Annotated in this window: 11 protein-coding genes; 4 read left to right on the top strand and 7 right to left on the bottom strand. The window is 71.5% G+C overall.

Annotation, left to right across the window (positions count from 1 at the left end; translation table 11 throughout):
- Positions 1-35: 35 nt before the first annotated feature.
- The 4 genes from AB0I81_RS05245 to AB0I81_RS05230 all read right to left on the bottom strand — a co-directional run bounded on the left by AB0I81_RS05245 (position 36) and on the right by AB0I81_RS05230 (position 3,410).
- Positions 36-752, bottom strand: coding sequence for an FkbM family methyltransferase (locus AB0I81_RS05245; RefSeq protein ID WP_360650273.1), 717 nt, complete (start codon positions 750-752; stop codon positions 36-38).
- A gap of 57 nt (positions 753-809) precedes the next feature.
- Entirely contained in the window at positions 810-1,490 is a 681-nt protein-coding gene (locus tag AB0I81_RS05240; protein ID WP_360650270.1) for a response regulator transcription factor, read from the bottom strand.
- A gap of 104 nt (positions 1,491-1,594) precedes the next feature.
- Entirely contained in the window at positions 1,595-2,785 is a 1,191-nt protein-coding gene (locus AB0I81_RS05235) for a histidine kinase (protein ID WP_360650267.1), read from the bottom strand.
- Between the two features lie 10 nt (positions 2,786-2,795).
- Complete coding sequence (locus tag AB0I81_RS05230; RefSeq protein ID WP_360650264.1) at positions 2,796-3,410, bottom strand: helix-turn-helix domain-containing protein; 615 nt, start codon at positions 3,408-3,410, stop codon at positions 2,796-2,798.
- Positions 3,411-3,548: 138 nt separating this feature from the next.
- Between AB0I81_RS05230 and AB0I81_RS05225 the strand changes: the two genes are divergently transcribed.
- Positions 3,549-4,826, top strand: coding sequence for an SGNH/GDSL hydrolase family protein (locus AB0I81_RS05225; RefSeq protein WP_360650261.1), 1,278 nt, complete (start codon positions 3,549-3,551; stop codon positions 4,824-4,826).
- Here the strand turns inward: AB0I81_RS05225 and AB0I81_RS05220 are convergent.
- From AB0I81_RS05220 to AB0I81_RS05210, 3 genes are all read right to left on the bottom strand, one after another.
- The gene (locus AB0I81_RS05220; RefSeq protein WP_360650259.1) at positions 4,816-5,313 is read right to left on the bottom strand and encodes a carbonic anhydrase; all 498 of its coding nucleotides are present in this window, start codon (positions 5,311-5,313) and stop codon (positions 4,816-4,818) included. The two genes, AB0I81_RS05225 and AB0I81_RS05220, sit on opposite strands and share 11 nt — an antisense overlap.
- A gap of 108 nt (positions 5,314-5,421) precedes the next feature.
- Positions 5,422-6,897, bottom strand: a complete 1,476-nt coding sequence (locus tag AB0I81_RS05215) for a S8 family serine peptidase (RefSeq protein ID WP_360650256.1) — start codon at positions 6,895-6,897, stop codon at positions 5,422-5,424.
- Between the two features lie 35 nt (positions 6,898-6,932).
- Positions 6,933-7,181, bottom strand: a complete 249-nt coding sequence (locus AB0I81_RS05210; protein WP_360650253.1) for a hypothetical protein — start codon at positions 7,179-7,181, stop codon at positions 6,933-6,935.
- A 142-nt stretch (positions 7,182-7,323) separates the two neighbouring features.
- Here AB0I81_RS05210 and AB0I81_RS05205 point away from each other — a divergent pair, with 142 nt between their 5' ends.
- The 3 genes from AB0I81_RS05205 (at position 7,324) to AB0I81_RS05195 (ending at position 12,358) form a co-directional block, all read left to right on the top strand.
- Entirely contained in the window at positions 7,324-9,042 is a 1,719-nt protein-coding gene (locus AB0I81_RS05205) for an aminotransferase class V-fold PLP-dependent enzyme (protein WP_360650250.1), read from the top strand.
- Positions 9,039-10,877, top strand: a complete 1,839-nt coding sequence (locus AB0I81_RS05200; RefSeq protein WP_360650247.1) for a glycoside hydrolase family 15 protein — start codon at positions 9,039-9,041, stop codon at positions 10,875-10,877. Before AB0I81_RS05205 ends, AB0I81_RS05200 begins: the two co-directional genes overlap by 4 nt.
- 152 nt (positions 10,878-11,029) lie before the next feature.
- Positions 11,030-12,358, top strand: a complete 1,329-nt coding sequence (locus AB0I81_RS05195; protein WP_360650244.1) for a xylan 1,4-beta-xylosidase — start codon at positions 11,030-11,032, stop codon at positions 12,356-12,358.
- Positions 12,359-12,476: the final 118 nt, after the last annotated feature.

Below are 12,476 nucleotides of genomic sequence, written 5' to 3'. Positions count from 1 at the left end.
ATTATTTGGTGACGAACAGTTAATATCCCGCCAAGTCATCCGGCCGTGAACAGGTAGTTGCGCCGGTTCGTGCCGACCGTGTCCGTACGCCGCCACCGCCCGCCCCGCCACACGTGCATGCGGTACCCGCGCCCGGCCAGCGAGCCGCTCACCTCATCGGCCGTCCTGCCGTACTTGCCGAGATGCCGCTCCTCGATCTCCAGCAGCAGCGCGGGCCGGTGCTGCTCGATCGTCCAGGTCGCGCCCTCCAGCACGACCGCCTCGAACCCCTCGACGTCCACCTTCATGAAGTCCACCCGCGACAGCTCCCGCAGCTCGCACACCCGGTCCACGGTGTGCACGACCACCTCAAGCGTCTTGACGGAGGTGAACCGCCCGGGTTCCTTCAGCCCCTCCTGCAGGTGGGCCCACCCGTGGATGGGCAGCCCGAACCGGTAGGGCAGCCGCAGCCGCTGCCAGCCGGTCGAGGCGCCCATGGCCGCGTTGGTGACCCGCACGTTGCGCGCCCCCGACGCCCGTACCCCCGTCTCCAGCAGCCGGTACGGCAGCGGCAGCGGCTCGAAGCTGTGCACCTGCCCCGCCGGTCCCGCGAGCCTGGCCAGCGGATAGGTGTACATCCCGTACGCGGCCCCGATGTCGAAGCACACGGCCCCCGGCCGCACGAACTCCGACAGTCCCAGCAGTTCCGGCTCGCTGAGCGACATCCGGGCCCCCGCCCGCAGCAACCCGGCCGCGGTTCGCAATCTGGTCATGCCGCCGACGCTAGGAGCGGGCCGGGGGAGGCCACATCCCCCTCAGAAGCGCATCCGTCAGCCCCGGTCCAACCCCGTGGGGGGAGTGCCCGGGACCACCAGGCCGCTCTCGTAGGCGAGCACCACCGCCTGCGCCCGGTCGCGCAGGCCCAGCTTGGCGAAGATCCGCCCCACGTGCGACTTCACCGTCTCCTCGGCGATCGTCAGCTCCCGCCCGATCTCCGCGTTGGCCAGCCCCGCCGCGACCAGCCTGAGCACGTCCCGCTCGCGCGCGGTCAGCGCGTTGAGCCGCAGCGCCGCCCGCTCGTCCATCGGCCGCCGGGCGGTGAACTCCTCGATGAGCCTGCGGGTGACGGACGGCGCGAGCAGCGCCTCGCCGCCCGCGACGACGCGGACCGCGGTGATGAGGTCGGCGGCGGGGGCGTCCTTGAGCAGGAAGCCGCTGGCCCCGCCGCGCAGGGCCGCGTAGACGTAGTCGTCGATGTCGAACGTGGTCAGGATCAGCACCTTCGTCATCTGGCCCGCCCCGATGATGCGCCGGGTGGCCTCCAGGCCGTCGAGGTTCGGCATCCGCACGTCCATGAGCACGACGTCGGGCCGCAGCTCGCGGGCCGCCGCCACCGCCTCCAGACCGTCGGCCGCCTCCCCGACGACGCTCAGGTCGGGCTGCGCGGAGAGCAGGGCCGCGAAACCGGACCTGATCATCGCCTGGTCATCCGCCACCAGCACCGTGATCATTCACCGTCTCCCTCCGGCAGCCGCCAGTCTGATCATCCGCCGTTTCCCATCAGCGGCCACCAGCGTGGTCATCCACCGTCTGCCTCCGGCGGCCGCCAATGTGATCATCCGCCCTCTCCGTCCGGCAGCCGTGCCCGCACGGCGAAGCCGCCCGTCTCCGTGGTCTCCGCGGTGAGCCGGCCGCCGAGCGCCGCCACCCGCTCCCGCATGCCGGCCAGCCCGTGCCCGGAGCCCGCCGGCGCGGCCCCCGGCCGTTCCGGACGCTCGTTCTCGACCTCCACGGCCAGGTCGCCGCCCTCCTCGCGGACGGTCACGACGGTCCTGGCGCCGGGGGCGTGCCGGATGACGTTGCTCAGGGCCTCCTGCACGATCCGGTACGCGGTCAGCGACACGACCGGTGAGGGCGGCGACGGATCGTCGATCGCGGTCTCGACGGGCACGCCCGCCCGCCGTACGGACTCCACGAGCTTGCCCAGATCGCCCAGCCCCGGCTGCGGCTCGGTGCCCGGGTCGGCGTCCGTGCCGCGCAGCGCCCCGAGCAGGTGCCGCATGTCGCGCAGGGACTCGCGGGCGGCGGCGTTGATGGCCGCGAACTCCTTCGCGGCGGCTTCACCCACCCCGCCCTCGATCCGGTACGGCGCGCTGGCCGCCTGCACCGCGATCACCGACATGTGATGGGCCACCACGTCGTGCAGCTCCCTGGCGATGCGCGCCCGCTCCTCCAGCAGCCGCCGCCGGCCCATCTCCTCGGCCACCCGTAAGGTGTCCAGCCGCCGTATCTGCCTGACGTAACCCAGAACCGCGGCGACCACGAGGGTCAGCGCCCAGCTCAGGACCGCCTGACCCGTCAGTGCGGGCTCCAGGTCGATGAACGCCCTGGTCATGAGGCCGGCGGCGATGGTCGTGGCGAAGACGCCCACAGTCACCCGCAGGGGCGCCGACAGCGCCAGCACGTACATCACGGGAAGCTGGGCCGCCACCTGGTTGATCAGCCATGGTTGCGGCATGAGCAGGCTGCCCAGGGCCAGCCCCAGCCCGGTGAGCATGATGTGCACCACCATCATGGCGCCCCACGCGCTCATCGGCCGGTACCACGCCCACACCACGGGCCAGGGGAGCAGCGCGGCACTCAGCACGGCCGGCAGCTCGAAGACCGGGTTGGCACTCAGCAGGAGCATGTTGAAGACGAAGATCACCAGGGCCGCGATGACGAGCGTGCGGCGGCGGAGCATCGGCCGATCCGTGCCCGGTGAGGTGGGCAGCCGGATGCCGCGTACCTCACCGAGAACCCCCACATGTCCCAGCCTATTCGGGCAGGCTCAGCCCGCGTGACATGAACTGGTGCATATGGGTGCGGAAGCGTCGCAACTGCTGAGGATCCTCGATGCCCTGCCGCTGGCCGGTCCCGTTCAGCACCCCGCTCAGCACGAAGCCGTGGATGCACCAGATCATCGTGTACGTGGTGTGCAGCGGATCGGAGCCCACCGGCTCGGCCAGCGTGCTGACGCTGTCCACGACGTACTGCGTCAGTGGCTGCGCGCTCTTGGCCTCCAGGTCGGAGATGTCACTGGCGTCGGACAACCAGCGGTGCGTCCACAGCGCCGGCACCTCCGGATGGGCCACGCACAGGTCGAGGTAGCCGTCGAGGAACTCGTGCAGCGCCTCGGCCCGCCGCTCGGGCGCGGCGTTCAACAGCGCCTCCGCCCGCCGCCTGATGACGCCCGCCAGGAGGTGGTGGGCCCGCAGCATGACCTCGATGTAGAGCTCGCGCTTGCCGTCGAAGTGGGCGTGTATCTCGGCCTGGTCCAGCCCGGCGGCGTCGGCGATCTGCGCCATGCTGGTGCCGTCGTAGCCGAGCGCGGAGAACAGCCTGGTGGCCGCCCGGACGATCGCCTCTCGCCCGTCCTGTGGAGAGCCCATGTAGGCGACCCTAAGCGTGGAGGACGGCCAGGCCCATGACCTGATCGACAAGCGTGGGTAAAAACGCCACCCGGTCGCCGATGGGGGCGAAAGGTTCGCTATCGTGCCGAAAGTTTCGACTAGCGAGTGGAGCCGTACATGGGCAAGGGGCACTGGGTCACCACGTGGACGGCGATGCCGCAGCTCACCGAGCCGGACAACCTGCCGCCCGCGCCGTACGCCAAGGAGGGCCTGATGCTGGCCGACACCACGCTGCGGCAGACCGTGCGGGTGTCGATGGGCGGGCGGCGCGTGCGGCTGCGCGTGTCCAACGGCTTCGGCGGCGCGCCCCTGCCGATCACCCGCGCCGCCGTCGCCCTCCCGGACAGCGAACCGGCGACCGGAGGACCGGTGAGCGGGGGAGCGGTGACCGGGGGAGCGGGCCAAGACGGTGGAGCGGCGGCCGGGGGAGTGGGCCGGGGCGGTGGGGCGGGGGCGAGTGCCATCCTGCCCGGCACCTCCCGCGCCGTCACCTTCGCCGGGCGGGCGGGAGCCGTCGTCCCGATGGGCGCGCACGTGGTGTCGGATCCGCTGGAGTTCGACCTGGCCCCGGGCTCGGTCCTGGCCGTGACCCTGCACCTGGCCCAGGGGCAGGCGTCCTCGGAGCTCACCTCGCACCCGGGCTCAAGGACCACCTCCCACCTGGCCACCGGCGACCACGTGGACGCCCCCGATCTGCCCGCCGCCACGCCCGTCGACCACTGGTACCTCCTGAGCGCCGTCGAGGTCTGGTCCGAGCGGCCCGCCGCGACCCTCGTCCTGCTGGGCGACTCGCTGACCGACGGCAGGGGCTCCACCACCAACGGCAACGACCGCTGGCCCGACCGGCTCTTCGACCGGCTCCCGCCCGGCGTCGCCGTCGCCAACCAGGGCGCGGGCGGCAACCGGGTGCTGAACGACGGCCTCGGCCCGAGCGCCCTGGCCCGGCTGGACCGGGACGTGCTCGCCCAGAGCGGCGCGCGCTGGCTGATCGTCTTCGAGGGCGTCAACGACCTCGGCACCGCGCCCGCCACCCGGCACGACCAGGAACGGGCCGCCACCGACCTGATCGCCGCCTACGAGCAGATCATCGAGCGGGCCAGGGCACGGGACCTGCTCGTGTACGGCGCCACGCTGACCCCGTTCGGCGGCCACGATCCCTACGACGACCCCGAGAGACACCGCGAGGCGGCCAGGCAGGCGGTCAACGCCTGGATCCGCGACGCCGGCCGGTACGACGGCGTCATCGACTTCGACCGGGCGGTAGCCGACCCGGCCGCGCCCAGGCGGCTGGCGCGGCCCTTCGACGAGGGCGACCACCTGCACCTGAACCCCGCCGGCTACCGCGCCCTCGCCGAAGCCGTGCCCATCGGGCTGTTCGGCCGGCCTACGCCTTGACCCGGCGCAACTCGCCCGTCTCCACGTCCCACACGAACCCGTACACCCGCTGCCGCTGCGGGATCAGCTCATCGGCCCTGATCCGCGCGATCGACTGCACGACGTCGCCGTTCGGGTCCTTGGGGAACGCCTCGGCGGCCCAGTCGGGCCTGATCCCGGTGTCCCTGAAGACGGCCTCGCGGAACTCGTCCTCGGTGATCTTCGTCGCGCCGCAGTCCGTGTGATGGATGATCATGATCTCGGTGGTCTCCAGCAGCCGCTGGCTGATGGCCAGGCTGCGGCGCGTGTCGGCGGTGACGACGCCGCCGGCGTTCCTGATCACGTGGGCGTCCCCGTGCCGCAGCCCGAGCACGCTCCAGACGTCGAAACGCGCGTCCATGCAGGTCACGATCGCCAGCTTCAGGCGAGGCTCGGACGGCGCCCCGGGGCACTCGTAGCACTCGGCGTACCGCGCGGCGTTGGCGACCAGCTCGTCGATGACCCTCATCGGACCTCCCCATGTTCGGGAAGATCTTCGCGTGGGCGGCCTTCCACCGGCGGGGCATCCCCGAAAGATCTACGTTCGGGGGGACCGTGCGCCGGTGGAAGGACCCGGTCAGCGGGGCGGCGGGATCGTGTGCAGGTGGCGCGGCGTGACGGAACGCGCCAGCCGGTACGCCGCCTCGGCGTTGACCAGCCCGGACCCGGTGGGCCCGTCGTAGCCGTCGCCGGCCACCTGGCCCATCGCGCTCTTGCCCTCGGTCACGTCCCTGGCCGACGCCTTGAGTATGGCCTTGACCAGGTCGGGCGAGAGCCCGGGCTGCGCCTGCTTGAGCAGCGCGCACACGCCGGCGACCTGCGGGGAGGCCGCGCTGGTGCCGCTGATCACCGCCCAGCCGTCGTCGGGCGCGGTGCCGTCCTTATTGGGGTAGCCGGCCCCGGCCAGGGTCTTGTCGATCTCGTCGCCGGGCTCGACGGGCAGCATGATGTAGATGGCCCGCGGCGCCTTGCCCACCAGGCCGCACACGTCGGGCACGTGCCTGCCGGCGTAGATGAGGCTGTCGAAGCTGCTGGCGTAGTCGGACGCCTCCATCCTGAACTCGCCGTTGACCTGTGTCTCGTCCACGAACACGCCGCCGACGGAGATCACGTCGGGCATCATGCCGGGGAAGGCGACGTGGCCGTTGCCGGCCGAGAAGCAGACGGTGATGCCGCGCTGGCGTACCGCCTCGACGACCGCCAGCTCCAGCGGGCGCAGGAAGTTGGGGAGCTGGGTCAGGCCGGGCAGGTGGTAGCCCCAGCTGTTGGTCATGACGGCGGGCGACAGGTCGGCGGCGGCCTTGAAGGCGAGCGTGGCGTTGGCGCCCATCTTCACGCCGACGAAGTCGATGTCGCGGGCGCTGGCGAAGATGTTCGCCGCCTCGGCGGTGCCGTGCCCGTGCTCGTCGTGCTGCACGCGGGTGGCGTCCGGGGCGAGGGTGGCGTTGTAGTTGTAGCCGTGGTGGTCGTAGAACGGGTGCCGGTAGAAGCCGGTGTCGGCCATGGCGACCAGCACGCCCCTGCCGGTCACGCCGCGGTCGTGCACCGGGTGCGAGCGCAGCAGCAGCGCGACGTCGTCGGGCACGCGCAGGTGGTGGTAGCCCACGCGGGGCGGGAGGGGGGAGGCGAAGAAGCGCGGCGGCGGCTGCGGGTAGGCGCGCTCGACGTACGGCTCCAGGTCCTGCGGCATCGTGAACGGCTCGCCGCTGACGTGCGCCAGGTAGGGCACCTGGGTGGTGGAGCTGGCGGTCATGTCCGGCGGACGCCCGCCGATGTCGGCCTGGCGCACCTCGACGTGCGTGCCGAACGTGCTCTCCCAGAGCGATCTCGGGCCTTCCGCGCTGATGGAGAAGACGCCGACGTGCCGTACGGTGAAGCCCTTGGCCTGCAGGGCGCTGGCGGTGCGCTCGGCGACCCCGGGCGCGGGCTTGAGCTGGTCGAGGTTCGCGTTCTGCGTCGCGGAGGATTCGGCGAACATCGAGGCGCCACTGTCCGGCCGCAGGGCCGCTTCGAAGTAGACGGTGTCCTCGCGTCGCTCGGTCATCGTGGTCATGTCGCTCCTTTGCGAGTCGAGACCAGGAACGGACGTCAGAGGGCGTGCAGATCCGGTGGCCCCTGGAAGTGGACGCCGATCACCAGCTCGCTCAGTTCCCCCGGAACCTCCGTCTGGGGCAGGCCGAACGCCTGTTCCCAGACCTGCCTGGGCGCGCTCACGCTGATCGTCGTCCCGATGTGGAGCACCTTGAAACCGAGGCGCGACAGAGCGGTCGCCGCCTGGCTCTGACGGCCCGGCGCCGCTTCGACCTCGGCCGAGAGAAAGTCACCCTCAGCGGCCATGACCCCAGGGTCACCCCTCCCCGCCGGGTGCGACACAGGGTGCGACCCAGGGATTCCCCCGGTGTCGGCGCCCCCTGGACCAGGCATGGACCGGGGTGTCGCGACCTGGTGACCAGGGCATGCCGTGAGGCATCCTGAGTCGGTGGTGACACAGCAGGCACAGGAGACCGGACACCGACCGCAACCGCCCGCATCGCCGCTGCTCGAACGCATCCGCCGCGGCATCATCGGCGACGACGAGGTGCTGGTGGGCCCGTACGGCCCCCGCCGCATCACCTACGCCGACTACACCGCCTCGGGCAGGTCGCTCGACTTCATCGAGGACTTCGTCCGCGACCAGGTGCTGCCCCGCTACGCCAACACCCACACCGAGAGCTCCGGCACCGGCCTGCAGACCAGCCGGTTACGCGAGGAGGCGCGCGAGGTCATCCGTGACTCGGTCGGCGGCGGGCCGGACGATCTGGTGATCTTCTGCGGGTCCGGCGCGACCGCCGCCGTCAACAAGCTCATCGGCATCCTGGAGTTACGCGTGCCCGACCGCCTGGCCCGGGGCCACGGGATCGGCGAGGGCATCCCGGCGAACGAACGGCCGGTGGTGTTCGTGGGCCCGTACGAGCACCACTCCAACGAGCTGCCTTGGCGCGAGTCCATCGCCGAGACCGTCGTCATCGGTGAGGACGCGGGCGGCCACATCGACATCGAGGAGCTGCGCGCCCAGCTCGTCAGGCACGCCGACCGGCCGCTGCTCATCGGCAGCTTCTCGGCCGCCTCCAACGTGACGGGCATCCTGTCCGACACCGAGCGGATCGCGGCGCTGCTGCACGAGTACGGCGCGCTGTCGTTCTGGGACTACGCGGCGGCGGGGCCGTACGTGCCGATCAGGATGGCCGCCACGGCGGCCGGGCGCACCGACCACAAGGACGCGATCTTCCTGTCCCCGCACAAGTTCGTCGGCGGGCCCCAGACGCCGGGGGTCCTGGTGGTGCGGCGCGAGCTGGTGCGCAACCGGGTGCCCACCGCGCCGGGCGGCGGCACCGTGTTGTTCGTGCACCCGGCGGGACACCGCTACCTGGACGACCCGGTGGCCAGGGAGGAGGGCGGCACCCCCGCGATCGTCGAGTCGATCCGCGCCGGCCTGGTGTTCTCGCTGAAGCGGGCCGTGGGCACGGACCTCATCCAGGCCAGCGAGGAACGCCTGTGGCAGCGCGCCCTGGAGCGGTGGGGCCGCAATCCGGAAATAGACATCCTCGGCGACCGCCACTCGCGCCGGTTGTCGATCGTCTCGGTGCGCATCCGGTCGGGGGAGCTGTTCCTGCACCACAACTACGTCGTGGCGGTGCTCAACGACCTGTTCGGCATCCAGGCCAGGGGCGGCTGCTCGTGCGCGGGACCGTACGGCCACCGCCTGCTGGACATCGACTCCGCCCGCTCCCGCGCGTTCCAGCACGAGATCGGCCACGGCTGCGAGGGCATCAAACCCGGCTGGGTACGGGTGAACTTCAACTACTTCATCTCCGACACCGTCCGCGACTACCTCATCGACGCCGTCGAGCTGGTCGCCGCGGCCGGGCACCGGCTGCTGCCCGACTACCACTTCGACCCCCGCACGGGCCTGTGGCGGCACCGCCGGGGCCCGGCCGAACCGCCGCTGCGCCTGTCGGACCTGCGCTACACCGAGCCCTGCCCGCGCCGCGCCGTCCCACGGCCTCGGGAGGGCGAGGACGCGCTGGCCGGCTACCTGAAACAGGCCCGCGAACTGCTCGGCGCGCTGCCCGACGAGATCGACCCCCGCCCGCCCGAACTGCCCGCCGACTTCGAGCGGCTGCGCTGGTTCCCGCTTCCCGCCGCCTGCCTGGGGTGAAGGGCGCCCGCCGGTGGGTAGGCGGACGGGCAGCGAGGAGGGGGTGGCCGATGCGGATCGAGGACTACGCGCTGATCGGCGACATGCACACCGCCGCACTGGTGGGCGCGGACGGCTCGATCGACTGGTTGTGCCTGCCCCGCTTCGACTCGGCGGCCTGCTTCGCGGCGCTGCTGGACGACCCGCGGGCCGGACGCTGGCTGCTGGCCCCCGCCGACGGCCGCGCCAGGGCCGCGCGCCGCTACCGCCGGGACACGCTCGTCCTGGAGACGACGTGGGAGGCGGACGGCGGGTGCGTGCGGGTGCTCGACTTCATGCCGCCGCGGGTCGAGGCGCCCGACGTCGTACGCATCGTCGAGGGCGTGCGCGGCCGGGTCGAGATGCGTACCGAGCTGGCCCTGCGCTTCGACTACGGCAGCATCGTCCCCTGGACCCGGCACGACGGCGGCGACCTGGCGGCCGTGGCGGGCCCGGACTCCGCCTGGCTGGACGCCCCCGTGCCCCTGCACGACAACGATGGCCTGACCACCGCCCGCTTCCACGTCTCGGAAGGCGACCGGCTGCCGTTCGTGCTGACCTGGCAGCAGTCCTGGTTGCCCCGGCCCGCCAAGGTGGAGGCCGGCACCGCGCTGGAGGACACCGAGCGCGCCTGGACCGGCTGGCTGCGCGGCTGCGCGTACAACGGGGGCGAATACGGCCAGGCGGTGCGGCGCAGCCTGCTCACCCTGAAAGCCCTCACCTACGCCCCCACCGGCGGCCTGGTCGCCGCGCCCACCACGTCGCTGCCCGAGGAGATCGGCGGCGCGCGCAACTGGGACTACCGCTACAGCTGGCTGCGCGACGCCGCTTTCACACTGCGCGCCATGCTGACGGCCGGCTACGAGGAGGAGGCCAGGGCCTGGCGCGACTGGCTGCTGCGCGCGGTCGCGGGCGACCCGGCGGACCTGCAGATCATGTACACGCTGGACGGCACCCGGCGCATCCCCGAGTGGCAGGCGGACTGGTTGTGCGGCTACGAGGGATCCCGGCCGGTGCGCATCGGCAACGCCGCCTACGCCCAGGTCCAGCTCGACGTCTACGGCGAGGTGCTGGACTGCCTGTACCAGGGCAGACAGGCCGGCCTGCGGCACGACGACGCCGCCTGGGAGCTGCAACGCGCCCTCATGGACTACCTGGAGGGCCACTGGCGCGACCCGGACCACGGCCTGTGGGAGATCCGCGGCCCCCAGCGCCACTTCGTGCACTCCAAGGTGCTGGCCTGGGTCGCCGCCGACCGCATGGTCCGCACCGTCGAACGGCACGGCCACGCGGGCCCCGCCGGCCGGTGGAAGGCGCTGCGCGAGGAGATCCACCACGAGGTGTGCGCACGCGGCTACGACGCCGGGCGCAACACCTTCACCCAGTTCTACGGCTCACGCGGGGTGGACGCGGCGCTGCTGCTCATCCCCAGGCTCGGCTTCCTGCCGCCGTCCGACCCGCGCGTGGCCGGCACGGTCGATGCGGTGCGGCGCGAGCTGGGGCAGGACGGCCTGGTGTTGCGCCACCGCCGCGACCTGGACAACCTCGACCAGTTCAGCGGCGGCGAGGGCACGTTCCTGGCCTGCTCGTTCTGGCTGGCCGACGCGCTGGCCCTGCTCGGGCGCGAGGAGGAGGCGCGCGAGTTGTTCGAGCGGCTGCTGGACCTGCGCAACGACGTCGGGCTGCTCGCCGAGGAGTACGACACCGCCCGCCGCCGCCAGGTCGGCAACTTCCCGCAGGCCTACAGCCACCTGGCCGTCATCAACACGGCCATGGCTCTGGAAGGCCGATTGGGCGGCTTTACCACCAAACGATAACGATTACCTGTGAAAGTCGCTCCCGGATATGCCCGCGTGCGTACACCCATGGAACGCTACGAGCGGCATGCACAGAGTTGGGATCGGGTGAGAATCGGGTGGCAACGACTTACGGGGGTTCGTTCTGGCGTCGGCTTGGCCAGGTGACGGGGGTGGCCGTCACCGCTCTGGCCTTGGCGAGCTGCGGAGCCCTGACCCAGGCGGAGCAGACTCCGCCACCGCGGGCGACCTCCGCCGCGCCGCAGACCGCGACGCAGGAGCCGAGCTCCAGCCCGGCGGCCAAGCCGCCGGAGGTCGAGGAGGGCTGGCCCCGCTGGGGCTTCACGCACACCGGCACCAGCGCCAACAACATCACCCCGCAGTTCGAGCAGGTCGTGGGCAACCGGCTGGCCGGCACGCCGATGGTGCAGAACCAGCACATCATGGGCTTCGGCGCGCTCAACCCCGAGCCGGCTCCTGGACAGTACTACTGGGAGGACCTCGACCGCCGCCTGAACTTCATGAAGCAGTCGAAGTCCACGCAGGTCATCACGCTCTGCTGCGCGCCCGACTGGATGAAGGGCGGGCCCGAGGGCCCCACGTCGCAGGAGGGCTGGGCCGAGCACCTGGAGGACGCCCCCTACCCGCAGCACTTCGACGACTTCGCCAAGCTGTCGGCGGCGGTCGCCGAGCGGTACAAGGACGTCAAGTACTTCATGGTGTGGAACGAGTTCAAGGGCTTCTGGCCGGACCACAAGAAGCCCGCGGACTTCAAGGGCTACACCGACATGTACAACAAGGTCTACGACGCGATCAAGAAGGTCCGGCCGGACGCCCAGATCGGCGGCCCGTACATCGGGTTCGACAGCAACGCGGGCGGCGACACCGAACTGCGCGGCGACTGGGGCGTGGTCAACCAGAACGTGCTGGACGCCTTCAACTACTGGTTCGAGAACAAGAAGGGCGCCGACTTCATCGTCATCGACGGCGCCTCGGTCACCGACGCGCACGAGATGATGCCCGACGAGTTCGGGGCGCTGAGCAAGTTCGGCGCGGTCACCAAGTGGCTGAAGGAGAAGACCGGCGACATGCCCGTCTGGTGGTCGGAGTGGTACTTCGAGCCCGAGGACGGCAGCACCCGGTGGCCGGAGCCCAAGCGGCTGGCCGTGCAGGCCGCCTCGATGATCGAGTTCGCCACCAGCGGCGCCGCCACCGCGCTGTACTGGAACCCGCAGGCCAAGCAGGGCGCCTGCCAGGGCTGCCTGTGGAACCCGACGAGCGGGGCCGAGATGCCGACCGGGCAGCTCGTGGCCGACTTCACCAAGTGGTTCCCCGCCGGGGTGCAGCTCGACTCGGTGACCTCATCCGAGTCCTCGGTGCGGGTGCTGGCCCAGCCGGAGCAGCTCGTGCTGGTCAACACCACTGACGGCCCGGTCACCACGACGGTGGACGGCAAGGAGTTCTCGCTCAAGGCGTACGAGGTCAAGTGGAGCGAACGCTGACGCTTGTTCACAGATAGGGCGGCGGGGGGGGGCGCCCGGGGGGGCCCGCGGGGGTTTAGAAAGTATCGGGGGGGGCGGGGGAAAGACACAGGCGAGTTATTTTTTTGTGAATATCTTA

Source organism: Nonomuraea sp. NPDC050404 (genome assembly GCF_040655495.1).
In the GTDB taxonomy this organism is placed as follows: Bacteria; Actinomycetota; Actinomycetes; order Streptosporangiales; family Streptosporangiaceae; genus Nonomuraea.
Note: the sequence above shows the minus strand (reverse complement) of the source record. Positions and strands in the feature narration are given on the sequence as shown.